Here is a 25,854-nt window from a genome sequence, read left to right as displayed (position 1 = left end):
TACTCCTTACATCAGTACGGATAAGCGTAGAGAACCGCAAAGAAATAAGAGAATCATTTATGATTAAACGGGATAATATTATGCTTTTTTACTTTTTTATAAAGTGTGCCAGATATTTTTGATGTTTTTTATAAAATAGCATCATGTGTTTTTATTTTACACAGGCTGAAATGATATCAATAAAATTATAATTTAATAACAAACAGATAGAGGAAATGATTTACTTATTGAAATAAGTGTGGTGCAAGGTTAATCTGCGCCTTAAATGATGGTGCCAGATTATACCAGCCAGGATAACCTATATGCGGCCAATAAAAAATGCTAAAAAAATTGACTACAATCTGATCAAAGTGTTCGATACGGTTATTACTGAAGGAAATGCAACCAGGGCGGCGAGGAAACTGGATGTCACGCCTGCGGCGATCTCTCAGGCTCTTCTTCGTTTACAAAATCTTTATGGCGAAGAGTTATTTATCAGAACCCGCAAAGGATTAGTTCCGTCCAGCAAAGGTAAATCGCTTCACCAGGTATTTCGCCAGGCAATTGAATCTATAGAAAGCACACTGTGCGATAAAACAGATGCTCAGGAGAGTAATGAACTCATTGTTCTGGGAGGTGATATCACTGAAAATTACTATTTTCCGGCATTGCTGGATACTGTGTTGATGAATCGATATATTATTAAACACTATGCGATTAAAAAAACAGGGGAATACTCACCAGCCTCCATGCTGACGCATGGCTATGCGGATGTCATCATGGGAATTCTGGAAATTAAGAATGAGATGATCGAAAGTTATCTTATTGATAATTTATCTGATTTTGTTTGTGTTTGTGGTGAAAAAAGTCCATTGGTTGGGCTTGAAAAAATGTCTTTATATAATTTTTATGCTGCCAGACATGCTGTCTATCATTCAGATATGTTCTCTTCTTTCACCGCTGATAGCATTGATTTATTCAAGAGCAGTACGCCTTATGCGGGGCGCAGGGAAATAGGTTATTATAGTGATTCACTATTTGGCGTTATCGGTATTGTTGAAAAAAGCGATATGGTTGCGATTTTGCCAGGAAAGATTGCTACTTATTTTAGAGATGTGCGGCGTTATAATATAAAAATACTACGTATGCCTGATGAAATGATTTTTCGTACGTTACCCGTTTATGCTTATCTGGCTACAAACAGCACCCATTATAAAAATGTCAAAAAACTGATATCAACATTTCAGTCGACCTTTCTTTTTAGCCAGGAAAAGCAGCCTGACGCTTTGGTTGAAGGAAGCACATCCTTATGCGATTTGTCGGTTTAATATCAAATTATCGTATTAAATAAATAACCATTATGACCATGGTCAGTAAAGCGAAAAATAATGCCATATATTTATACTCTTCTTTTTTTAAAGAAGAGGGGAGGCAGCTTTTGTTTTCATTGCTGATAATAATGTTAGCATCTACTTTAATACCCGTTCGAGGCACCGTGGAAAAAAACTGGCTCAGGCCAAAGCCTTTAAGGTCGCGCCGCAGTAGATATAATATCTGGGTCAGGTTGGCGTCGCTGATAAATTGACTTCTTTCCCCCCAAAGTTCATTAGTGAGTTGTTTTTTATAAATAATCTCTTGTTGTGCATGATTCAGCATATATTCCAGACACTTTATGCGCATTGCGGCAATTTTTATCATCTTTCCCGTTTTTATGTTTTTTAGCTCATTGGTCTTATCATTGTAAGTGTGCGTGCTGTTAATTAAATAAATAGTCATGATGTTATTTAATGGGTTTAATTAGGGTGGCGATAATAATATGCATATTAAATTTATGGATCAACTGGTGTGATTGTAATAGCGTCTTTTTTCCAGAGAAAATCGTATCGTGTCACAAAAATGATGGTTTTTTAGAAAAACTAAAATTTTATTTTTAGTCGCTCTAAAAATAAAATGATAGTAGTGTTAATTTTTATCAGTATATTGATATGCTTTGATTGATTTATTGTTGACATAAAATAATTTGAATTATGGCGCAAGGCCTATGCCAACCATAAAAAAGGTATAGGCTATTGGTCACAATGCATTAATGCTACATAATTGTTATGCTTTTATAGTAGCGCCAGGGAAATAAAATCTTCGGACGATAAAGAATAGTTTTAGTCTGGGTGTTATTTTATGGATGTTTTATTTTAAATTATTAAACCGATTTCTCTTGTTGACGTAGGGTTATTTGCTAAGCAACGGGCTGGCATGTTGTAGCCGCTCGTTGCCTATATCCCAATTAATCAGGAGAAACGTATGAATAAGAAAAGTTCGTCAATGGTTAACATGCCCGCACCGCGTGAGCCGATTAACCAGAAAATCGATACCAATAACGCACTGGTTTTAAACCATAACGCCATATATGAACAACGATTAGCGGAGATCACGCAATCTAATACCTGTGACAAGGCCATTGTCACCGTAAATCCCTACGGGACCGCCCCGTTGAGTCTCTATCTGGGGGTTTGGATGGATGAAGCTGCCGCGCTTGAGATCAATGTTGTTGATAGCGAAGCGACGACAGAGGAAGTGCGTTATCAATATGATGTACATCCGGGCGCTAACCTTATTCCTGTGTGTGGGATGGTATCCGCGGTGAATAATCAGATTACCCTACGCCTTGCCTCGCAAATTGTCGGGCAATATACAGTAATGACAGACGCATTACCGCCCACGGATTCGGCTAACGTGAGCCTCGGCTTCCCTATTATTAGCGTCTCCTGTCCTGCGCAGCAGGCCTCGCTGATGGAGGAAGGACTTTATTTCTCCACTTATTTTGATCGGTATAATCTGGCTTTTGATCATAACGGGATTGTCCGGTGGTATGTAAGTCAGGAAATCCCTTCTTATAATTTTGTCAGAATGGATAACGGCCATTTCCTGGCGACGTCACAGGGAATAAACCATTGTCTGAATATGTATGAATTTGACATTATGGGACGGGTTTATACGGTTTATCTTCTCGACAATGAGTTCCATCACTCCATTCTTCCCATTGAGAACAATCTGGCGATTGCGCCTTCAGAATATAGCAATGGACGGCCAGACGGTTACTCAACCGGGAAAGATGGCGTTTCTATTATTAACTTATCTACCGGACTTGAAGTCGCCTATTACGATATGCTGTATGTGATGGATTATTCCAGATCGCCGCGTCCTTCCGGAAGCGCGCCAGGTCAGGACGTATCAATGGATGACTGGCTGCATATCAACCAAAGCTATATTAATGAACCCAACAATTTGCTGATCTGTTCCGGTCGACATCAGAGCGCGATTTTTGGCGTAAATGTGGATTCCGGCGAACTGCGCTTTATTATGGCGAACCATGAGGATTGGTCTGACGAATTCAAGCAATACTTATTAACCCCTGTCGATGATGATGGTGTCCCGCTGTACGATCTTACCTCGCCGGGAGGGATTGATGCGGCAGATAAGAATTTCTGGACCTGGGGGCAGCATAACATTGTTGAAATTCCAAACGATGAGCCTGGTATCCTGGAGTTTATGGTCTTTGATAATGGTAACTATCGTTCACGCGAAGATGCGAAAAGTCTGTTGCCGCTCGATAACTTCAGCCGGGTGGTGCAGTTTAAAATAAACCTAAATACGATGACCGTAACGCGTCCGTATGAGTATGGTAAAACGGAAGTCGGGAACCGGGGCTATAGCAGTTTTGTGAGCGCTAAGCATTTATTGACTAATGGTCACCTGGTTATTCACTTCGGCGCGACGACGGTTGATGAGTTTGAACATACCATTACCGCGCAACCAGGTTCCAGCGATCTTGTCGATCCGGATGAAGGGCAACAGGCGTTAGGTCGACTGGTATTACAAGAAATCAATAAAGAGACGAAAGAGGTCTTATTCGAAGCGATGGTGACGTCGGGCTATTTCAAGAACGAAGAGACGAATGGCACGAATTATCGTTATGATATTTCTGCATTTCGGGTATACAAAATGCCGCTGTTTGCATAACTAAGTATGTTATGCGGCCGGTTATCGACCGCATAACATTATGGCTTATTTGCTAATATCATCCACGCGCATGGTGTGGTCAGGTTGAATATTGTTAACCTGCTTCATATAGTTAACCAACGCCGGTGCGGTTTGTATCCCTATATATTTGATATTTTTACCTTTAGTGAAGGTAAATCCGCCACCACCTTTACCGATAAAGGAGTCCAGCGCGACGGTATAGAGTTTATTGTCTTCTACCGGTTTGCCTTTGATATCAAATTCAACAATACGCTGGCCCAGCGGTTTGGTGCTGTCATATTTAAACTGGACGGTTTTAGATACGTGCAGCATACCGTTTTTCAGATCGGCAGCGTGTGACATGATGGATTTCAGGTCCTTACCGCTGATTTCCATGCTCATGACATCGTTGGTGAACGGATACATACTCAGCACATCACCATAGGTGATATTACCTTTAGGCAATTCGGTACGGATGCCGCCAGCATTATAGAAGGAAGCGTCGGCGCCAGGAACGGTAGCCATCAGGGCATCGGTGATTAAGTTGCCGGTTGGCGCGGATTCACCGTAAGAACGGGTCAGCACTTCCGGAGAGTGCGCGACCACCTCATCGGTAATTTTCTTAACCTTGTTATCCCATTCGTCAATTTTGGCCTGCGTGACCGGATCTGGCTTATAAGTATCCGCATACATGGTGATCAACTTACCATTGTAGCTGTCCACTTTTTTGGTTTCCGGGTTCCAGTCAAGCACCAGTTTACCTAATTCGATGGTGTACGCATCCGTGGAAACGACAAGGGTATCGCCCACTTTAATCGGTTCTGGCGTACCTTTATGCGCATGGCCGGTAATCAGGACGTTAAGTCCATAGCCTTCCAGCGATTTCGCCATATCAACGTCGGTTTTCAGTGCGCGTGCGACATCAGCCTCGCCTGCGCTGGACTGCATACCCGGCACGCCTTCGTGGGCGAGCAGCACGGTCAGGTCAACTTTCCCTTTTAACTCTTCCAGCTGTTTTTTCACATAAGGAATCGGATCGCGGCAGTCAACGCCTTCACGCACGCCTGCGGCAATCGCTTCATAGAATGCGGAAACGCCGTGCATACCGATGACGCCGATCTTGAATCCATCTTTTTCCACGATGGTATACGGTTCTTTAATTAATGGCGTATCTGTGCCGCTGTAAAAAACATTATCCAACAATACCGGGAATTGCAATTTGCTGAGTTGTTTAACCAGATTCTCATGGCCATGGTCAAATTCATGGTTACCGACAGAGACGGCGTCGTAAGGCATGGTATTTAAAATATCAATAATAGCCTCGCCTTTGGTCAGCGTACTGATAAAAGGTCCGGTGAAATAGTCGCCAGCATCAAAGAAAAAGACATCTTTCTCTTTCGCTTTTGCATCTTTGACAATTTTCGAGATGGGCGCAAAGCCGCCTACCGGACGTGTCTTGGATACATAGGGGATAATTTCTGGGGTTACATGGGCATGTAAATCGTTTGTATAATAAATTGTGATGTCACGCGCATCGGCTGAAAAGGAAATGGCTGAAGACAAACCAATGCACAGCGACAGTAGGGATATCGAAAACTTTTTGTTCATATAAACCATCCATTTACGCTACATTAAAGAAAAACAATGCCTGTAGTCGTGTCATTCACGACTACAAACCGGGGAAATTAAGTAATATTCATCAAGTTTATTAATTATTAAAACTCGAAGCCGATCAGGTAATTCATACGGTCGCCGTAGCCGTCATACCCCAATTTATTATTGAAGTAACGGTAAGAGACGGAGGCGGTCCATCGCGGCATAAATTTCCATGTAAACGTTACCGCGCCGTTCAGGCCGGTCGTCCCACCCTGTTGTTCGGCGTAGGCATCATTACGATCCATTTCAACTTCGTTCCAGTTTGAAATGACGAACTTTTCATTAAACATATCGAAGTTATAAGCCGCGACCCAACCGAGAACATAACCGTTAAAGCCTGTCGCCTGTCCATACTTTTTAGAGGTATAATCGTTCGATAAGTTATGAACAGCGAAATAGGGCTTAATAAAGCCTGATGGGCTGGTTAAACCCAGATAACCTACCCCGTACATCATGTTTAATTCATCACCGAATTTATTCTCCATCGACATATAGAGTTTCATCATTGCGGTAAAGTTAGAGCCTTCTACTACCCTATAATGTCCCAGAAATTGGGTTACATGGTTACGGCCTTCTACCGGATGGTTGAGCACGTTCATTTCATAAAATGATGCAAATTCGCCCCTGTCAAACACGGCGCCGAAATCGGCTACCGCTTTCCACACTTCGCCGCGATCGACATTGACAAAGCCTTTATTCCAGTCGCCATATCCGAAGCTAAGTTTACCGTATACGCGTTTCAATTCCGCTGCCTGGCCATTAAAGCAAGAGAAAAGAACACATGCGGCGAGTAGACTATTAATATATTTCTTATTTTTCATGCTCAACTCCATGAGGTAAAAACACAGTGAAATGTTGTGTAAAGAAGCGAATTCTAAGGAGTGTCTTTTTATACGTAGGTGATAGATGTCTCAAAAATATCAGCGACATATAATCGTCAAATATTCGTGTCAGATAATGTTGTTTATTACGTGATAACTATTTGATTTATAGTTTATGTCTCTGTTGTAAAAGTCACACCGGATAGCATGAAATTAATGAAACTTCGAATGGGAATAATCTCTCGCAAAGACAACTTACTGCCATTAAATGAGGGGGTTACCGTTCAAACAGCAACATATATTGACATCACAATAGCGGTTCTGACATATGGGCCATATTTGAGATCTGCATCACTCGTTCGCGATTTCTTTTTTTATAGACTGCTTCAGGCGTGTTTTCTTTAGCACGAAATATATTTATGGTATTAATATTATAATGAGTGTGAATAATTTTCTACGATAAAACGATGTTAATGGAAGAAATATAAGACAAATCGAATATATATATAGTGCAATTAATTTAGGCTGTATTCCGCAGCCGGGTCTATCGGCAAATATATCGTAATCAGACCGTGCGATAACTCAAAGGAGTTGAAATGAAAAGAACAGTCGTTGCCAGTATGATAGGGTTGGCGCTATGCGCTGGATGCGTATTATCAACCGCGCAAGCGGCAACCGCAAAGCGTCCTAACTTAGTCATTATTCTGGCGGATGATTTAGGGTATGGCGATCTCGCCACCTACGGGCACCGCATCGTTAAAACACCTAACATAGACAAATTGGCGCAGGAGGGGGTGAAGTTTACCGACTATTATGCGCCAGCGCCTCTGTGTTCTCCTTCCCGCGCGGGCCTGTTAACCGGTCGTATGCCGTTCCGTACCGGAATCCGTTCCTGGATACCGGAAGGCAAAGATGTTGCGCTGGGGCGTAATGAACTGACTATCGCCAATCTGCTAAAACAGCAGGGCTACGATACGGCGATGATGGGGAAATTACACCTGAATGCGGGCGGCGATCGCACCGATCAGCCGCAGGCGAAAGACATGGGCTTTGACTATACGTTGGTTAATCCGGCGGGATTTGTCACCGATGCTACGCTGGATAACGCCAAGGAGCGCCCGCGCTATGGCGTGGTGCATCCTACGGGGTGGATTCGTAATGGCCAACATATTGGCCGCGCAGATAAGATGAGCGGCGAGTTTGTGAGCTCTGAAGTGGTGAACTGGCTGGATAATAAGAAAGACGATAATCCGTTCTTCTTATATGTCGCCTTTACCGAAGTCCATAGCCCGCTGGCGTCGCCGAAAAAATACCTTGATATGTATTCGCAGTACATGACCGACTACCAGAAGCAGCATCCGGATCTGTTCTACGGCGACTGGGCAGACAAACCGTGGCGCGGCACCGGCGAATATTACGCCAATATCAGCTACATGGATGAGCAGGTCGGTAAAGTGCTGGATAAAATTAAGGCGATGGGCGAGGAAGATAACACCATCGTCATCTTTACCAGCGACAACGGCCCTGTCACGCGCGAAGCGCGTAAGGTATACGAGCTGAACCTGGCCGGGGAAACCGACGGTCTGCGCGGGCGTAAAGACAACCTGTGGGAAGGCGGCATTCGCGTACCGGCAATCATCAAATACGGCAAGCACATTCCACAGGGGATGGTAACGGACACGCCGGTATATGGTCTTGACTGGTTGCCGACGCTGGCCAACATGATGGACTTTAAACTCCCGACCGATCGTACCTACGACGGTCAGTCTTTAGTTCCGCTCCTGAAGGACAAGACGTTAAAACGCCAGAAACCGCTGATCTTCGGTATCGATATGCCGTTCCAGGACGATCCGACGGATGAGTGGGCGATCCGCGACGGCGACTGGAAGATGATCATCGATCGCCAGAATAAACCTAAATATCTCTATAACCTGAAAACCGATCGTTTCGAGACGCTCAATCAAATTGGTAAACAGCCGCAGATTGAGAAACAGCTTTACGGTAAGTTCCTGAAGTATAAAAAGGATATTGATAACGATTCGCTGATGAAAGCCCGTGGCGATAAGCCGACGCCTGTCACCTGGGGCTAATGGAATAATTATAAAAAATTAAGTATGCCACTTAGGGCGATGCCCACCTGATCCGGTCACTCTGTGCCGGATCAGGTTCTTTTATTTCAGGGAAGGTAATGATGTTTGGGAAAAGTTGTCAGGTCATGGTTAAACCAACCGGATCGGTGTGTAACCTTGACTGTAAGTACTGTTTTTATCTGGAGAAAGAAAAGCTCTATCCGGATCGAAAAAACCATTACAAAATGTCGGAAGAGACCCTCGAACTCTTCATCAGGCAGCAGATTGCCGCACAGGATATTGATGAGGTCATTTTTGCGTGGCAGGGCGGGGAACCCACATTAATGGGCATCCCGTTTTATCGTAAAGCCGTTGAATTTCAGCAGCGCTATTGTGGCGGCAAAACCATCGTCAATACCTTCCAGACCAACGGCATCCTGATCAACGATGACTGGGCGACCTTCTTCCGGGAGCATGATTTTCTGGTTGGCGTCTCTATTGATGGCGATGCCGCGTTACACGATGAATGGCGAGTGACGCGCTCCGGAAAGCCGACGCATGAAAAAGTAGAAAATGCGGTGCGTTGTCTGGCGCAGCACGACGTAGAATTTAATACCCTCACGGTGGTTAACCGTACCAATATGCATCATCCTGTTCAGGTCTATCGCTACCTGAAAAGCATTGGTAGCCGCTATATGCAATTTATCCCTTTAGTTGAACGCTGTGGGGAAAATGGGCTGGCGCAGCCGCAGGATAAACATATCGCGATGACGCCGTGGTCGGTCGATAGCCTGCAATTTGGTCAGTTTCTGAATGCGGTATTTGATATCTGGATCCGTGAGGATATCGGCGATATCGGCATCCAGCTATTTGAACAGACGCTGGCGGCCTGGTGCGGCCTGCCGCCGCAGGTTTGCGTTTTTGCTCCCACCTGCGGCAGCGCGTTTGCGATGGAAATGAACGGCGATGTTTATAACTGCGATCACTTCGTATATCCGCAATTTAAACTGGGGAATATCCACCAGAAGACGCTGCGTCAAATGAATCAGGGCGAACAAAATCGCCAGTTCGGCAGCGATAAACAGCGTTCAATGGCGCAGGAGTGTCATCGCTGTCAATGGAAGTTCGCCTGCTATGGCGGCTGTCCGAAACATCGTTTTTTACCCTCTGCGTCAGGCGCAACCAATCATAACTATCTGTGTGCAGGTTATCAGGCTTTTTTCTCGCATACCGCGACGGCGATGAGTGCCATGCGAACCCTGTATGAAAAAGGCATCTCACCTGCAGAAATAAAGTCAATATTTGTTTGAAGGTAGTATTCGCAGGGAGTGAATATGTTTTCTCACATTAATGTCGATGCTTGCAAAACGCCAGGCTGCAAAAATCTGGGGATTCTGGGGAGCCCAGACTATCTACCGCAAGGGAAAAATGTTCTCTGTCGAGCGTGCGGTTTTTTGTTCCCCATTATCTCAGCCAGATCGCTTAATCTTTTTCGCCAGGCGGCGAATCAACCCTGGAAAGGTCTGGTGAAGTCCTGTCCGCATTGTGGCGGGACGTCGCTGAAAAAATATGGATTTTCCACTAAAGGTGAACGGCGTATGTATTGCCGCCAGTGTAATAAAACGTTCATCTCCTATACCGCTATCAGGAGCGACGCCAGACAAGAGAACCTTGCCACGTTGATTGGCGAAGGAGCGTCGCTAGTTGAAATACGCGCGGCGCTGGCGATAGACAGCACGGGTTTTAGCCGCGAATTACAAAAACTGTCCCGTCGCGCTAATCAAGCGGAACGCGATTTTGTGTTTCCCGCGTTTGATATCGCTATGAGCACGCGGGCGTTTCGTGTGAAATTTAACGGCGGCGACAGCAGCTTATACGTGCTGGTGACGGCGGAAGAGGAGAGCGGTAAGGTCGTCGCGATCTCAACGAATTACTCCGCCCAACCGGTGGAAGCGGATTATCAATATCATTCTGATTACGAAAAACGACTTCCGTCCGGCACGCTGGCGCATCTGGTGCAGCGAAAAGAGGCGCTGACCATGCGCCGCAATGTATTATTTGATGTGGATTACGGCCCCGCCGTTTTATATAAAAACGATCCGGGGATGTTAGTAAAACCCGTATTACCTGCTTATCGACATTTTGAGTTGGTTCAGGCGTTGACGGATGAGCGTTCCCTGAATGTCCAACATTATCTCGATCACGAATGCTTCATTCTGGGCGGCTGTATGATGGCGAATTTTAGCTATCTTCGTCAGGGGCGCTGTCATATTTCGTTTGTGCGTGAAAGAGGCGTTACGCCGCCCAAACGCGATCTCCCTCCGCGGTTGTTTTTGAGCGGCGGAATTCGCAACAACGTCTGGCGTACATTTTCCACACGGGATTATGCGATGGCGGTATGCAATCTCACAGGAAATAAAAAGGTGAGTTTGTTACGCCATGCGACGTTAAATAGCGCGACGGCGTTTATTCGCTATGTTCACAACCATCCCTTCCTGCCGCATCTTAACCGGATGTCTCCTGGCAATGTTGTTGCCGTACTGGATTACCTAAAATTTGAATATAACGCTTCACGTAACTGAATTGCTAAAATAAAAAGTGTGATGAGGTGTTGTTGCGGTATTTTATTCGGACGGCTTAAAAATCCAGAGTATTAATTTTCGTGGTCCCCATGAGGGGCGATGAGATTAATACACTGGAGATTTATCATGAATACGTTAACTACAACGTCTGTTGTCCTTCCTGCGCCGCGTCCGGCGATTAATCAGGGTATCGATATCAATAATGAAATGGTGCTTAACCATACCGCTATTTATGAAAATTGCCTTGCGCAGGTCACGCAAGAGAATACGGTAGAAAATGCGCTCATGTTGTTAGACCCTTACGGCACGGCGCCTTTAAGCGCTTATGCCGGGGTCTGGAGTCTGGAACCGGCTGAGATCATAGTCACGGTCCAGGATGCGGCAAAAACGGCGATGCCGGTAGAACATCTTTACACCCTTACGGCAGGCGCAAATCTGTTGCCGGTTCTGGGGCTGGTAGCGGATACTGAAAACCGTATTGTCTTTTCTCAGGCAGATACGCCGCTTGCCGTCTATACGCTCATCACACAGCCATTACCGCCGGTAGATTCCGCGGAGGTCGTATTAGGTTTTCCGATTATCAACGTGACGCAACCTGCTACCGATGCGAACAAGATGGCGCCAGGGTTTTATTTTATTACGCATTTCGATCGTTATAATTACGCATTAGATCAGAATGGTCTGGTGCGCTGGTACGTTACTCAGGATTATCCGTCTTATAATTTTGTTCGAATTGATAATGGCCATTTCCTCACTACTTCAGAAGCGAAAAATACCTATCTGGATATGTATGAGTTCGACATGATGGGGCGTCTTCACACATTCTATAATCTCGATAATCAATTTCACCATTCTATCTGGCCGTGGGATAGCAATACCATTGTTGCGCCCTCTGAATATACCTCGGGTCGGCCCGACGATTTGAAAACCAATGAAGACGGCGTATCGGTTGTCGATCTGACTACCGGACTGGAGACGGCTTACTACGATATGGCGAAGGTGCTGGATACGACGCGGGTTTCCCGTCCTTCAGGTACGGCGCCGGGAGAAGACCCGACGGTTAAAGACTGGCTGCATATAAACCAGAGCTACGTGAATGAGACGAATCAGTTGTTAATTGCGTCCGGGCGTCATCAGAGCGCGGTGTTTGGCGTCGATCTGCAAACGCAAGCGCTACGCTTTATTTTGTCAACGCATGAAGACTGGGACGACGCTTATCAGCCTTATCTTTTAACCCCGGTCGACAGTGAAGGTGTGGCGCTTTATGACTTTAGCAAACAGGAGGATATCGACGCGGCCGACCGTGACTTTTGGACTTGGGGCCAGCATAACGTCGTTGAAATCGCCAATAATACGCCGGGTATAGTGGAGTTTATGGTATTTGATAACGGTAACTACCGTTCGCGTGATGACAGCAAAAGCCTGTTACCGCCGGATAACTACAGCCGCATTGTCCATTTCGTGGTGAATATGAATGAGATGACCGTTATGCGGCCATTTGAATACGGCAAGGAGCTGGGCGCGCGTGGCTACAGTAGCTGCGTTAGCGCGAAAGCGATCCAGCAGAATGGCAATATTGTGGTGCATTTTGCCGACTGCACGTTTGATGAAAATGGCCGCGCCATCTCTTGCCAGCCTGGCGAGAGCGATATTATCGATCCGCAGGCGGGCAGTGAGGCGATGGGGCTGCTAATTTTACAGGAGATTGCGCCTACGGAGAAAACCGTGCTTTTTGAAGCGACCATGACGTCAGGTTACTACAAAAACGCGGAAACGAACGGGGAAGGCTATCGCTACGATATTACCAGTTTCCGGGTGTATAAAATGGATCTGTACGCGTAGCGGTCTATCATCAATGACTGACTGCACTAAAAAAGTCCGGCGTAAGTCGGACTTCATTTCGTAAAAAACGAGCTATTCATCATATATAATCTAATTTTAACGATGAGTCAGGCGAGGTAAGATAGTAGATCCGAAGAATTCACCTGATTGAGAGAATAAAAAGTGAAACATCTGCACCGATTTTTTAGCAGCGATGCCTCTGGGGGCATCATTCTCATCATCGCCGCTGCGCTGGCTATGCTGATGGCCAATATGGGCGCGACCAGTGGATGGTATCATGATTTTCTGGAGACGCCGGTTCAGCTACGGGTTGGGGCGCTTGAGATCAACAAAAACATGCTGTTGTGGATCAACGATGCGCTGATGGCCGTGTTTTTCCTGTTGATTGGCCTGGAAGTTAAGCGCGAACTGATGCAAGGCTCGTTAGCCAGTCTGCGCCAGGCCGCTTTTCCGGTGATTGCCGCCATCGGCGGGATGATTGTACCGGCATTGCTCTATCTGGCCTTTAACTACTCCGATCCGGTCACTCGCGAGGGCTGGGCTATTCCTGCCGCGACGGATATCGCCTTTGCGCTGGGCGTGTTGGCGCTGTTGGGCAGCCGGGTTCCGCTGGCGCTGAAAATTTTCCTGATGGCGCTGGCGATCATCGATGATCTCGGCGCCATCGTTATTATCGCACTGTTTTATACCAGCGATCTTTCTATCGTCTCGCTGGGCGTGGCGGCGTTCGCGATTGCCGTGCTGGCGCTGCTGAACCTGTGCGGCGTCAGACGGACTGGGGTATATATTCTGGTCGGGGCAGTGCTGTGGACGGCGGTACTGAAGTCCGGCGTTCACGCGACGCTGGCAGGCGTCATTGTCGGTTTCTTTATTCCGCTGAAAGAAAAACACGGTCGCTCGCCGGCGAAGCGTCTGGAGCATGTTCTGCACCCGTGGGTCGCGTACCTGATCCTGCCGCTCTTCGCTTTTGCGAATGCTGGCGTTTCTCTTCAGGGCGTCACGATTGACGGTCTGACCTCCATGCTGCCGTTGGGAATTATTGCCGGTCTGCTGATTGGTAAGCCGCTGGGGATTAGCCTGTTTTGCTGGCTGGCGCTGCGTTTCAAGCTGGCGCATCTGCCACAGGGGACCACTTATCAGCAAATCATGGCGGTCGGCATTTTGTGTGGCATTGGCTTTACGATGTCCATCTTTATCGCCAGCCTGGCATTTGGCAATGTCGATCCGGAACTTATTAACTGGGCGAAATTGGGCATTTTGATTGGTTCATTGCTCTCCGCAGTGGTGGGGTATAGCTGGTTGCGCGCGCGTTTGAACGCGCCGGCATAATCAGTACGAAGGAAAGGGGGAGCGATGTATCGCTCCCTTGCGACATTGAACAGGGAGAGAAATGAGCATGTCTCATATTAACTACAACCATCTTTATTATTTCTGGCATGTCTATAAAGAAGGTTCTGTCGTGGGTGCCGCAGAGGCGCTTTTTCTGACGCCGCAAACCATTACTGGTCAAATTAAAGCCCTGGAAGAGCGTTTACAGGGGAAGCTATTTAAACGTAAGGGACGCGGTCTTGAACCCAGCGAACTGGGCGAGCTGGTTTTTCGCTATGCGGACAAAATGTTTACGCTAAGCCAGGAGATGCTGGATATCGTCAATTACCGCAAAGAATCAAACCTGTTGTTTGATGTCGGCGTCGCCGATGCTTTATCCAAGCGTCTGGTCAGCAGCGTTCTGGATGCGGCGGTGGTGGTGGACGAACCCATACATCTGCGTTGCTTCGAGTCCACGCACGAAATGTTGCTCGAACAGCTCAGCCAGCACAAGCTGGATATGATTATCTCCGACTGCCCGATAGATTCCACGCAGCAGGAGGGGCTATTCTCAGTCAAAATCGGCGAATGCAGCGTCAGTTTCTGGTGTACGAATCCGCTTCCTGAAAAAGCGTTCCCTGCCTGCCTGGAAGAGCGACGGTTGCTGGTGCCGGGACGGCGCTCAATGCTGGGGCGTAAGTTGTTGAACTGGTTTAATTCACAGGGGTTGCAGGTTGAGATCCTCGGTGAATTTGATGATGCGGCCTTAATGAAGGCGTTTGGCGCGACGCACGATGCGATTTTTGTGGCGCCGAGCCTTTATTCGCTGGATTTTTATGCCGATGAGTCGGTAATAGAGATTGGGCGCGTGGAGAATGTCATGGAAGAATATCATGCGATTTTTGCCGAGAGAATGATCCAGCATCCGGCGGTGCAGCGTATTTGCAATGCGGACTACTCGGCATTGTTTAAACTACAGTAGACGTACCTACCGTAATACTTCCGGCTGCGGTATTAACCCGCAGCCGGAATCATTCTACAAGTTCAGCAGGCTACGGTACTGCCCACCTTCGCGGATAAACACCGGAATTCTGTTCAGTGGCGTAGCGTACTGCAGCGTCTGCCCTCCTGAATAGCTTTCACCGGTCGCAAGATCCGTCCATGTTTCCCCTTCTGGTAGCCAGACATCACGTTCGCGCATACCTTCATGCATGACGGGGGCGATCAGCAGGTCAGGACCAAAACAATACTGGTCGGTGATTGTCCAACTTGTTTCCTGTTCGGGGAATTCAAAGAACAGGGGGCGCATCACTGGCGTATTGTGCTTATGGGTTTCCTCCATCAGCGCTTTGATATAGGGCTTGAGTTTTTCTCGCAACGCCAGGCAACCTGTCAGTACCTCGCATACTTCCTCACCGTAGCTCCAGACCTCGTTCGGCGCACCTGTAGGGCACTGGGCGATACCATCCCGATACGGTTGTGCGGGTAAAATCTGCGGATCGCGGTTGCCGTGCAGACGCATCACCGGGCTAAAGACGCCCCACTGGAACCAGCGAATCAGCAATTCATGGAATTTCGGGTCGTGAATATTGCCACCATGAAAACCGCCGATATCCGTCGTCCACCACGGTATCCCCGCGATTCCCATATTGAGTCCGGCAGCAAACTGGTTGCGCAGCGATCTAAACGAGGAGTGAATATCCCCTGACCAGACCAGAGCGCCGTACTTCTGACTGCCGGCCCAGGCGCAGCGTAGCAGGTTGATAACCTGGTCTTCGCCATCGGCTTTCATGCCGTCAAAAAAGGTTTTAGCGTACATACGTGGGTAGATATTGCCCACTTCCAGTACCGGCCCGGCATGGTAGCGATAGTTGTCGTAGTCGTAAACGCTGAACTCAGGTTCGGCTTCATCTAACCAGAATAACTTCACGCCTTTATCGTAATAGTTGCGTTTGGCTTTGCCCCAGACGTAGTCGCGCGCGCCCGGATGAGTCGCATCAAAGTAAGTGGTATTGCCGAGGAAATCCATATTGATCGGCAAGCCACGTTCCGTTTGTACCAGCCAGCCGTTTTCGCGCATCTCCCGATAGCTTTCGGTACGGTTATCCACCGTCGGCCAGACGGAGACCATCAGCTCAATTCCCAGCGATTTCAGCTCGGCAATCATGGCATCAGGATCGGGCCAGTCGCGCGCATCGAACATCCAGTCACCCTGATTCGGCCAGTGAAAGAAGTTGATTACGATCACTGAGATAGGCAGATTGCGGCGCTTATATTCGCGGGCGACCTCCAGCAGCTCTTCCTGCGTACGATAACGGAGTTTGCACTGCCAGAAGCCCATGGCGTAGTCCGGCATCATCGGCGGTGTGCCGGTAGCCAGCGCGTAAGCCCGGCTAATTTCTGCCGGGGTATCGCCAGCCGTGATCCAGTAGTCCAGCTGTTCGCTGACCTGCGCTTCCCATTCGGTAACGTTTTGGGCAAAGGTTACGCGTCCGACTGCCGGCTTGTTCCATAAAAATCCGTAGCCCAGACTGGAGAGCATAAACGGTACTGAGGCCTGGGAGTTACGTTGCGCCAGCTCAAGCACGCATCCTTTGAGATCCAGGTTGGCCTGTTGATACTGCCCCATGCCATAAATTTTTTCCCCTTCGGTGGCTTCGAAGCGGGCTTTCAGTGAATATTTCCCACCCTGAATAGGGCGGAACTCGCGTCCCTCAAGGTTGAGTGCGCTGACGTACTGGCCGTGAGATGATTCATCCTCGCCAATTTCGCCCCGCAGGCGCCAGAACTCCTGCAACAGGGGTTTGTGTGGATGGCGGTAAAAGGTAACCTGTCCTTTTTGATTGACGATAGCGATAATTTTGCCGTTGGTCAGCGTTGCCTGGTGGTGCTCATAATCAATGTGGCACTGACTTTCTGCGACTGGCTCAGTCAATGCCCAGTCTTCATTTCTCATTACCGGCAGATGACGGCCGCTGCGTACGCGCAGGCTGTTCTCGCCCCAGGGTTCAATCCATAAATAGCGATCGTTTTGCTGCCAGACCAGACGACGCGGGTCTTGTTGCATAAATGGCATGGTGGTGCCTCCCATATTCGAGGGTGAAGGTAAAGAACGTTATGAGTTGACGGTTTCCAGATCGTGGCGAATCTTCTCTTCCATCGCTTCGTATTTGCGAAAGAAAAGTAGTGGGATCGCTGCGAGCGCGAAGAGTAGGGCGGGTGCCCAGATAAAGGCCCAGATAATGCCCTCCAGACCCGCAGCACTCTGGGCATGGTTGGGGACATAGCCAAAACTGTTCATGATCCAGGCGGCGAAAGCGGTGCCGAGGCCACTACCCATCTTGATGCAGAAGGTACTGCCGAAGGCGATAAGAATGCCGGTAGCCTTAATACCGGTCTTCCAGGCGCCAAAATCAACGGCGAAGCCCAGCATGGCAAATGGCATTGAGCAGGCGATACCGCTGCCGATATTGCCGAGTATCCAGGCGGCGATGAGGAAAGTAATGTTGTCCGCTGCCAGCCACATCATGACGCCGCCAAACGTGGCGACCAGCAGACCGCCTACCCATATCCAGGTTTTAGCCAGGTATTTGCTAAAGAAGGGGATAGCGATGATAAACAGGATCTGAATCGTCGCCAGGCTGTTAATCAGCGGTACCAGATCTTTACGGTCGAGGTTGTAGGTCAGATAATAGACAATGGTCGTGTTGCGCTGCTGTAGGGCAATCCAGAAGATCAGATTAGCCAGCACCATCAGGATCCACGGCCAGTTACCTTTCATCGCCGCGAAACTTTTTTTCATCGGCAACTTAGGTTCATGCTGTATTTTATCCGTATCCATTTCACGAATGTTTTTAAACGCAAAGAGCGTTAGCGCGCAGGATATAATGGCAAACGTAATTGCCGTATAAATAAAACCAGCGTGATCATCACCGTTACCTAAAAAAGCGACTAACGGCAAGGCGGTCGCGTTCATTAATAAAACCCCAATTTGCCCACCGGTCATTCGCCAGGAATTTAAAACCAGTCTTTCTTTGGGAGATAAGGTCATCAGGGGTAATATTGCACTGAGTGGTGTATTAAGTCCGGTAAATAGAATGCTGGCAATCATATAAGATATTGCTGCATAGATGGCTTTTCCTGTCATACTGATATCAGGAGACCAAAATGACAGCGCGCTGAATACCGCAAAAGGCAGCGGTAACCATAAAAACCAGGGACGACATTTACCGTAGCGTGAACGTGTTTTATCGATGATGATCCCCCATATGGGGGCGTCTATGCCATCGATAATACGCGCCAGCAGCAGGATAACGCCTGCTACGGCAAGGCTAATGCCCGCAACGTCTGTGTAGAAATATAAAATGTACGTTGAACCGAAGCAGTACAGCAGATTACCCGCCACATCCAAAGAGCCGTAGCTAATACGCTGTAGTAAAGACAATGATGCTGACCCGGAAGGCTGGGTATCCTCAATGACAGAACTCATAATGATAACTCCGATATTGGTACGATACGCCCAGAAAAACAACCTCTACTTTCTAAGCAAGTTTTGAATATTATTTTTATGTCGTTTCTGAATTTAACCTCAGATTAAAATGAGTAAGTAAGGTGTACATGAAAAGTAGTTAACCCGACGGCATCAATCAATTATTAAATCTTACATCAGGATTGCGTTTATTAGTTTTTGAATGAGCGATGTTTTTATTTGCTAAGGTGGTCACAGTTTTTTCAGTAATGAAATAAGAAAAGGAAAACAGTGAAAGAAAATAACTTTCAAGTATTACGTGACTAAGGGAGGGGTAGCTGAAAAAATAGGCTGGTCAGGAAGAGCGTGAACGAGTGAGGTCAGAGCCAGCGGTTGTCGAGCAAAACGGCAGATAGCAGGCATAAAAAAACCCGCTTTACGCGGGTTTTTCTACAAAGCTGATAACAAGCAGGCGATTAAGCCAGTTTGTTGATCTGTGCAGTCAGGTTAGCTTTATGACGTGCAGCTTTGTTTTTGTGGATCAGACCTTTAGCAGCCTGACGGTCCACGATCGGTTGCATTTCGTTAAATGCTTTCAGTGCAGCAGCTTTGTCGCCAGCTTCGATAGCTGCGTATACTTTCTTGATGAAAGTACGCATCATAGAGCGACGGCTTGCGTTGTGCTTACGAGCCTTTTCAGACTGAACGGCGCGCTTCTTAGCTGATTTGATATTAGCCAAGGTCCAACTCCCAAATGTGTTCTATATGGACAATTCAAAGGCCGAGGAATATGCCCTTTTAGCCTTCTTTTGTCAATGGATTTGTGCAAATAAGCGCCGTTTAAATTGCAGCACTCGTTGCGTAGTGATGGCGCAGGATTCTACCAGCTTGCGTGCTGTGAATACAGCCTTTCCATGAGAAAAATTGCATTAAGCGGCGGGTTTTGGGGCGGAGTTTGCCGCATGGCGATGAAAAGCATCTTCTTTATGTTTCATCAGGGCAATCGCCGGTTAACCTTAACCGCTGTACAAGGTATACTCTTGCGATTTTCACTGTTTTGAGTCAGACATGAAGCTGATACGCGGCATACATAATCTCAGTCAGGCCCCGCATGGGTGTGTGCTGACCATTGGTAATTTCGACGGCGTACATCGGGGGCATCGCGCTCTACTGCAGGGTTTGCAGGAAGAAGGACGCAGACGCGGTCTGCCGGTGGTGGTCATGATTTTCGAACCGCAGCCGCTGGAGCTGTTCGCGACGGATAAAGCGCCCGCTCGCCTGACGCGCCTGCGTGAAAAACTGCATTACCTTGCGCAGTGCGGCGTGGACTATGTGCTGTGCGTGAAATTCGATCGCCGCTTTGCCGCTTTGACGGCGCAAACGTTTATCAGCGAACTGCTGGTGGAGCGACTTGGCGTGCAATTTCTTGCCGTCGGCGATGATTTCCGCTTTGGTGCTAGCCGCGCGGGCGATTTCTTGTTATTACAGAAGGCGGGGGCGGAGTATGGTTTTGCGGTTTCCAGCACCCAAACCTTTTGTGAAGGCGGCGTGCGTATCAGTAGTACCGCAGTGAGACAGGCGCTGGCGGAAGATAACCTGGCGCTTGCCGAAAGTCTGCTGGGACATCCCTTTACTATTTCCGGGCGTGTCGTTCATGGCGACGAGCTGGGACGTACCATTGGCTTCCCGACGGCGAACTTACCGCTGCGCCGTCAGGTCTCCCCGGTCAAAGGGGTCTATGCGGTGGAAGTCACCGGGCTTGGCGATAAGCCGTTACCCGGCGTAGCGAACATTGGCACTCGTCCAACGGTGGCTGGCGTGCGTCAACAACTGGAAGTGCATCTGCTGGACGTTGTAATGGACCTCTACGGTCGCCATATAGATGTAATACTGCGTAAAAAGATACGTAATGAGCAGCGATTTGCGTCGCTTGATGAGCTAAAAGCGCAAATCGCACGCGATGAGTTAACGGCCCGCAAGTTTTTTGGGCTAGCCGGGCAGGTGTAACCCTGACGGTGTTTATCAAACCGAAATACGGAACCGAGAATCTGATGAGTGACTATAAATCGACCCTGAATTTGCCGGAAACAGGGTTCCCGATGCGCGGCGACCTCGCCAAGCGTGAACCGGGAATGCTGGCGCGTTGGACCGATGATGATCTGTACGGCATCATTCGTGCGGCCAAAAAAGGCAAAAAAACCTTCATTCTGCATGATGGCCCTCCATATGCGAATGGCAGCATTCATATTGGTCACTCAGTTAACAAGATTCTGAAAGACATTATCGTGAAGTCCAAAGGACTGTCGGGATTTGACTCGCCTTACGTGCCGGGCTGGGACTGTCACGGTCTGCCTATCGAGTTGAAAGTCGAGCAGGAGTTCGGTAAGCCGGGCGAGAAATTCACTGCCGCTGAATTCCGCGCCAAGTGCCGCGAATATGCCGCTACGCAGGTTGACGGCCAGCGTAAAGACTTCATTCGTCTGGGCGTGTTGGGCGACTGGTCGCATCCGTACCTGACCATGGACTTCAAAACCGAAGCCAACATCATCCGCGCGCTGGGCAGAATTATCAAAAACGGTCATCTGCACAAAGGCGCTAAGCCGGTGCACTGGTGCGTTGACTGCCGTTCCGCGCTGGCGGAAGCGGAAGTTGAATATTACGACAAAACGTCACCGTCTATCGACGTGGCGTTCCGCGCCGTCGATCAGGATGCGGTGAAAGCGAAGTTCGGTCTGCCGGGCGTGAGCGGCCCTGTGTCGCTGGTTATCTGGACCACCACGCCGTGGACACTACCGGCTAACCGCGCCATCTCCCTGGCGCCGGACTTTGATTATGCGCTGGTGCAGATTGACGGCCAGGCGGTGATTCTGGCGAAAGATCTGGTTGAAAGCGTCATGCAGCGTATTGGCGCGGCTGAATACACCATTCTCGGCACCGTTAAAGGCGCGGAGCTGGAACTGCTGCGCTTTACCCATCCGTTTATGGGCTTTGACGTGCCGGCGATCCTCGGCGATCACGTCACCCTGGACGCCGGTACCGGCGCGGTACATACCGCCCCTGGCCACGGCCCGGATGACTATGTGATTGGTCAGAAATACGGTCTGGAAACCGCTAACCCGGTTGGCCCGGACGGCACTTACCTGCCAGGCACATATCCAACGCTTGACGGTGTTAACGTCTTCAAGGCGAACGATATCGTTATTGAACTGCTGAAAGAAAAAGGCGCGCTACTGCATGTCGAAAAAATGCAGCACAGCTATCCGTGCTGTTGGCGTCACAAAACGCCGATCATTTTCCGCGCGACCCCGCAGTGGTTCGTCAGCATGGATAAAGAAGGGCTTCGTCAACAGTCCCTGAAAGAGATCAAAGGCGTTCAGTGGATCCCGGACTGGGGTCAGGCGCGTATTGAATCAATGGTCGCTAACCGTCCTGACTGGTGTATCTCACGTCAGCGTACCTGGGGCGTACCGATGTCGCTGTTCGTGCATAAAGAAACGCAGGAGCTGCTGCCGATTGAGCGTACTCTGGCGGCGATGGAAGAGGTGGCGAAACGCGTTGAAGTTGACGGTATCCAGGCGTGGTGGGATCTCGACCCGAAAGAGATCCTCGGCGAAGATGCCGATCAATACGAGAAAGTTCCGGATACGTTGGACGTTTGGTTTGATTCCGGTTCCACCAGTTACTCCGTGGTTGATGCACGTCCGGAATTCGCCGGTCATGCTGCCGATATGTATCTGGAAGGGTCTGACCAGCATCGCGGCTGGTTTATGTCCTCCCTGATGATTAGCGTGGCGATGAAAGGCAAAGCGCCATACCGCCAGGTACTGACTCACGGCTTCACCGTCGATGGTCAGGGGCGCAAGATGTCCAAGTCCATCGGTAACACCGTGTCGCCACAGGATGTGATGAATAAACTGGGCGCGGATATCCTGCGTCTGTGGGTGGCGTCTACTGACTATACCGGCGAAATGGCGGTCTCTGACGAAATCCTGAAACGTGCTGCCGACAGCTATCGTCGTATCCGTAATACCGCGCGCTTCCTGCTGGCGAACCTCAATGGCTTCAATCCGGCCACCGATATGGTCAAACCGGAAGAGATGGTGGTGCTGGACAGGTGGGCGGTGGGCTGCGCGAAAACGGCGCAGCAAGAGATTCTGAAGGCATACGAAGCTTACGACTTCCATGAAGTGGTACAGCGCCTGATGCGCTTCTGCTCCGTTGAAATGGGTTCGTTCTACCTCGACATCATCAAAGACCGCCAGTACACCGCGAAGGCCGATAGCGTCGCGCGTCGTAGCTGCCAGACTGCGCTGTATCATATCGCAGAAGCGCTGGTTCGCTGGATGGCGCCGATCATGTCCTTCACGGCTGATGAAATCTGGGGCTACCTGCCGGGCGAGCGTGAAAAATATGTCTTCACCGGCGAATGGTACGACGGGTTGTTTGGCCTGGAAGAGAATGAAGAATTTAATGACGCATTCTGGGACGATGTCCGCTATATCAAGGACCAGGTCAACAAAGAGCTGGAAAATCAGAAAGCCAATGGCATCAAATCGAACCTGGAAGCAAAAGTGACGCTGAAATATGCTGACGATGCTAACGGTACGATCAAGAAGCTGAAACTGTTGGGCGAAGAGGTCAGATTTATCTTCATTACTTCCCAGTTCGTGATTTCTGAGCAAGCGGGGGGTATTGATGATGAAAATATTCAGTACAATGCTGGTAATACGACAGTTCAGGCAGTGGTAACGCGTGCCGAGGGTGATAAGTGTCCGCGCTGCTGGCACTACACTACTGATGTCGGCAAGGTGGCGGAACATGCAGATATCTGCGGACGCTGTGTCAGCAACATCGCCGGTAATGGCGAACAACGTAAATTTGCCTGATGAGTAAACCACTCTGTTCAACAGGACTACGCTGGCTATGGCTGGTAGTAGTCGTGCTGATTATCGATTTGGGCAGCAAATACCTGATCCTCCAGAATTTCGCTCTGGGGGATACGGTAGGGCTGTTCCCGTCGCTTAATCTGCATTATGCGCGTAACTACGGCGCGGCTTTTAGCTTCCTGGCGGATAGCGGCGGCTGGCAGCGCTGGTTCTTTGCCGGGATTGCGATAGGGATCTGCGTAATTCTTTTGGTGATGATGTATCGCTCGAAAGCGACGCAGAAGCTGAATAACATCGCTTATGCGTTAATCATCGGCGGCGCGCTGGGTAACCTGTTCGACCGCCTGTGGCACGGCTTTGTTGTCGATATGATCGATTTTTACGTCGGCAACTGGCATTTCGCGACGTTCAACCTTGCCGATAGCGCGATCTGTATCGGCGCGGCGCTGATAGTACTGGAAGGCTTTTTGCCGAAGCCGACAGCGAAAGAACAGGCATAAGCGTAAATACCGGGTGGCGCTTATCCGGTTTTGTAGGTCTGATAAGCGCAGCGCCATCAGGCAAACGTGGTGCCGGATGGCGGTGAAAACGCCTTATCCGGCCTACGGTTTTATCGTCCTTTGTGCCTCCGGGCAAAACACGTGAGCAATTTGCATGTCTAAATCCGTACAGAGCAACAGCGCGATCCTCGTTCACTTCACCCTGAAACTGGATGATGGCTCAACGGCGGAATCTACCCGCAATAACGGCAAGCCAGCCCTGTTCCGTCTTGGCGATACCTCGCTTTCCGAAGGTCTGGAGCAGCAGCTTCTGGGGTTGAAAGAAGGGGAAAAGAAAGCGTTTTCGCTGGAGCCTGACGCCGCGTTTGGCGTCCCCAGTCCGGACTTGATCCAGTATTTCTCGCGCCGTGAGTTTATGGCGGCGGGCGAACCGGAAGTCGGGGCGATTATGCTTTTTACCGCAATGGATGGCAGCGAAATGCCTGGCGTGATTCGCGAAATCAACGGCGACTCGATTACCGTTGATTTTAACCATCCGCTGGCCGGGCATACCGTTCACTTTGATATTGAAGTGCTGGAAATCGATCCGGCGCTGGAGGCATAAACATGCAGATCCTGTTGGCCAACCCACGCGGTTTTTGCGCCGGGGTAGACCGCGCTATCAGCATTGTTGAAAATGCGCTCGCTATTTACGGCGCGCCAATTTACGTTCGGCACGAAGTCGTGCATAACCGCTATGTAGTGGACAGCCTGCGCAAGCGCGGGGCGATCTTTATAGAGCAAATTAGCGAAGTGCCGGATGGCGCCATTCTGATTTTCTCCGCTCATGGGGTTTCCCAGGCGGTGCGTAACGAGGCGAAAAGCCGCGATCTTACCGTTTTTGACGCCACCTGCCCGCTGGTGACGAAAGTCCATATGGAAGTGGCGCGCGCCAGCCGTCGCGGTGAGGAATCTATTCTCATCGGCCACGCCGGGCACCCGGAAGTGGAAGGCACCATGGGCCAGTACAGCAACCCGGAAGGGGGGATGTACCTGGTGGAGTCGCCAGAGGACGTCTGGACGCTGAATGTCAAAAATGAAGGCAAGCTCTCCTTCATGACGCAAACCACGCTTTCCGTGGACGATACGTCCGATGTGATTGATGCGCTGCGTAAACGCTTTCCGAAAATCGTCGGCCCGCGCAAAGACGATATTTGCTATGCCACAACTAATCGTCAGGAAGCGGTGCGGGCGCTTGCGGAGCAGGCTGACGTAGTGCTGGTGGTCGGCTCGAAAAACTCTTCTAACTCTAACCGGCTGGCGGAACTGGCCCAACGGATGGGAAGAACCGCGTTTCTTATCGACGATGCGGCGGATATCCAGGAGGCGTGGGTGAAAGAAGCCGCCTGCGTCGGCGTCACCGCTGGCGCTTCCGCGCCGGATATTCTGGTGCAGAATGTTATTGCGCGTCTGCGCGAGTTTGGCGGCGGCGAAGCTGTCACGCTTGAGGGGCGCGAAGAAAATATTGTTTTCGAAGTGCCGAAAGAGCTGCGTGTGGATGTTCGTGAGGTCGAATAAGATTTCACAATTCAGAAATCTGCCTGATGACGCTACGTTGACCAGATCTTAAGAATTTCTTTTGATATTCAATGTGCGACAGGAAGAATAAGGCGTAGTCGTCATCCGTTGCTAATGCCCCACCTTTTTGCTATTCATCTGAAAAACCAGCACAATCGTTGCTGGTTTT

20 protein-coding genes are annotated in these 25,854 nt (G+C 49.1%); 14 read left to right on the top strand and 6 right to left on the bottom strand.

From position 1 onward, the window contains the following. Nucleotides 1–302: 302 nt before the first annotated feature. A complete protein-coding gene (locus tag QEN31_RS19680; protein ID WP_001247395.1) occupies nt 303–1,307 on the top strand; it encodes a LysR family transcriptional regulator in 1,005 nt (334 codons plus the stop codon). A gap of 7 nt (nt 1,308–1,314) precedes the next feature. Here the strand turns inward: QEN31_RS19680 and QEN31_RS19675 are convergent, their stop codons facing one another. Further along, nucleotides 1,315–1,755 carry a winged helix-turn-helix domain-containing protein gene (locus QEN31_RS19675; RefSeq protein WP_000158347.1) on the bottom strand — a complete coding sequence of 147 codons (441 nt, stop codon included), beginning with the start codon at nt 1,753–1,755 and terminating at the stop codon, nt 1,315–1,317. A gap of 522 nt (nt 1,756–2,277) precedes the next feature. Here QEN31_RS19675 and QEN31_RS19670 point away from each other — a divergent pair. Then, nucleotides 2,278–3,996 carry an aryl-sulfate sulfotransferase gene (locus QEN31_RS19670; protein WP_001036514.1) on the top strand — a complete coding sequence of 573 codons (1,719 nt, stop codon included), beginning with the start codon at nt 2,278–2,280 and terminating at the stop codon, nt 3,994–3,996. A gap of 45 nt (nt 3,997–4,041) precedes the next feature. On the opposite strand, the gene QEN31_RS19665 is transcribed toward QEN31_RS19670, so the two are convergent. Both QEN31_RS19665 and QEN31_RS19660 read right to left on the bottom strand, forming a co-directional pair. Further along, nucleotides 4,042–5,613, bottom strand: a complete 1,572-nt coding sequence (locus tag QEN31_RS19665) for a bifunctional metallophosphatase/5'-nucleotidase (RefSeq protein WP_000262866.1) — start codon at nt 5,611–5,613, stop codon at nt 4,042–4,044. Nucleotides 5,614–5,711: 98 nt separating this feature from the next. Continuing rightward, the gene (locus QEN31_RS19660) at nt 5,712–6,473 is read right to left on the bottom strand and encodes an outer membrane protein OmpK (protein ID WP_000791534.1); all 762 of its coding nucleotides are present in this window, start codon (nt 6,471–6,473) and stop codon (nt 5,712–5,714) included. A 596-nt stretch (nt 6,474–7,069) separates the two neighbouring features. On the opposite strand from QEN31_RS19660, the gene QEN31_RS19655 reads away from it, so the two are divergent. The 6 genes from QEN31_RS19655 to nhaR all read left to right on the top strand — a co-directional run bounded on the left by QEN31_RS19655 (nt 7,070) and on the right by nhaR (nt 15,256). After that, nucleotides 7,070–8,563 carry a sulfatase family protein gene (locus tag QEN31_RS19655; protein ID WP_000831880.1) on the top strand — a complete coding sequence of 498 codons (1,494 nt, stop codon included), beginning with the start codon at nt 7,070–7,072 and terminating at the stop codon, nt 8,561–8,563. Nucleotides 8,564–8,661: 98 nt separating this feature from the next. Next, nucleotides 8,662–9,852, top strand: a complete 1,191-nt coding sequence (locus QEN31_RS19650) for an anaerobic sulfatase maturase (RefSeq protein WP_000971148.1) — start codon at nt 8,662–8,664, stop codon at nt 9,850–9,852. Nucleotides 9,853–9,870: 18 nt separating this feature from the next. Continuing rightward, entirely contained in the window at nt 9,871–11,124 is a 1,254-nt protein-coding gene (locus QEN31_RS19645; protein ID WP_099949719.1) for an IS1/IS1595 family N-terminal zinc-binding domain-containing protein, read from the top strand. 126 nt (nt 11,125–11,250) lie between these two features. Beyond that, complete coding sequence (locus QEN31_RS19640) at nt 11,251–12,966, top strand: aryl-sulfate sulfotransferase (protein WP_001094892.1); 1,716 nt, start codon at nt 11,251–11,253, stop codon at nt 12,964–12,966. Nucleotides 12,967–13,128: 162 nt separating this feature from the next. Next, nucleotides 13,129–14,295, top strand: a complete 1,167-nt coding sequence (nhaA, locus tag QEN31_RS19635) for a Na+/H+ antiporter NhaA (protein WP_000681340.1) — start codon at nt 13,129–13,131, stop codon at nt 14,293–14,295. Nucleotides 14,296–14,356: 61 nt separating this feature from the next. After that, nucleotides 14,357–15,256, top strand: a complete 900-nt coding sequence (gene nhaR / locus QEN31_RS19630; protein WP_000062872.1) for a transcriptional activator NhaR — start codon at nt 14,357–14,359, stop codon at nt 15,254–15,256. A gap of 54 nt (nt 15,257–15,310) precedes the next feature. On the opposite strand, the gene QEN31_RS19625 is transcribed toward nhaR, so the two are convergent. The 3 genes from QEN31_RS19625 to rpsT form a co-directional block, all read right to left on the bottom strand. Further along, nucleotides 15,311–17,350, bottom strand: coding sequence for a glycoside hydrolase family 31 protein (locus QEN31_RS19625; RefSeq protein ID WP_099949718.1), 2,040 nt, complete (start codon nt 17,348–17,350; stop codon nt 15,311–15,313). A gap of 39 nt (nt 17,351–17,389) precedes the next feature. Next, on the bottom strand, nt 17,390–18,763 hold the full coding sequence (locus QEN31_RS19620) for an MFS transporter (RefSeq protein ID WP_000099989.1): 1,374 nt from the start codon (nt 18,761–18,763) through the stop codon (nt 17,390–17,392). A gap of 455 nt (nt 18,764–19,218) precedes the next feature. Continuing rightward, a complete protein-coding gene (gene rpsT, locus QEN31_RS19615; RefSeq protein WP_001518655.1) occupies nt 19,219–19,482 on the bottom strand; it encodes a 30S ribosomal protein S20 in 264 nt (87 codons plus the stop codon). Nucleotides 19,483–19,587: 105 nt separating this feature from the next. Here rpsT and QEN31_RS19610 point away from each other — a divergent pair, with 105 nt between their 5' ends. The 6 genes from QEN31_RS19610 to ispH all read left to right on the top strand — a co-directional run bounded on the left by QEN31_RS19610 (nt 19,588) and on the right by ispH (nt 25,685). Beyond that, nucleotides 19,588–19,803, top strand: coding sequence for a YaaY family protein (locus tag QEN31_RS19610; protein ID WP_001575565.1), 216 nt, complete (start codon nt 19,588–19,590; stop codon nt 19,801–19,803). Between the two features lie 7 nt (nt 19,804–19,810). Continuing rightward, nucleotides 19,811–20,749 (top strand): bifunctional riboflavin kinase/FAD synthetase, encoded by a 939-nt coding sequence (gene ribF / locus QEN31_RS19605; protein WP_000767311.1) that lies wholly within the window; start codon nt 19,811–19,813, stop codon nt 20,747–20,749. 44 nt (nt 20,750–20,793) lie between these two features. Next, nucleotides 20,794–23,628, top strand: coding sequence for an isoleucine--tRNA ligase (gene ileS, locus QEN31_RS19600; protein ID WP_001670710.1), 2,835 nt, complete (start codon nt 20,794–20,796; stop codon nt 23,626–23,628). Continuing rightward, nucleotides 23,628–24,128, top strand: a complete 501-nt coding sequence (gene lspA, locus QEN31_RS19595) for a signal peptidase II (protein WP_000042739.1) — start codon at nt 23,628–23,630, stop codon at nt 24,126–24,128. Before ileS ends, lspA begins: the two co-directional genes overlap by 1 nt. A gap of 154 nt (nt 24,129–24,282) precedes the next feature. Beyond that, the gene (gene fkpB / locus QEN31_RS19590) at nt 24,283–24,732 is read left to right on the top strand and encodes an FKBP-type peptidyl-prolyl cis-trans isomerase (protein WP_000047269.1); all 450 of its coding nucleotides are present in this window, start codon (nt 24,283–24,285) and stop codon (nt 24,730–24,732) included. 2 nt (nt 24,733–24,734) lie between these two features. Further along, entirely contained in the window at nt 24,735–25,685 is a 951-nt protein-coding gene (gene ispH / locus QEN31_RS19585) for a 4-hydroxy-3-methylbut-2-enyl diphosphate reductase (protein ID WP_001166422.1), read from the top strand. The last annotated feature ends 169 nt before the right edge of the window (nt 25,686–25,854 follow it).

Source organism: Salmonella sp. SA15303 (assembly GCF_029962125.1).
In the GTDB taxonomy this organism is placed as follows: Bacteria; Pseudomonadota; Gammaproteobacteria; order Enterobacterales; family Enterobacteriaceae; genus Salmonella; species Salmonella enterica.
This window is presented reverse-complemented; position numbering and strand designations above follow the sequence as displayed.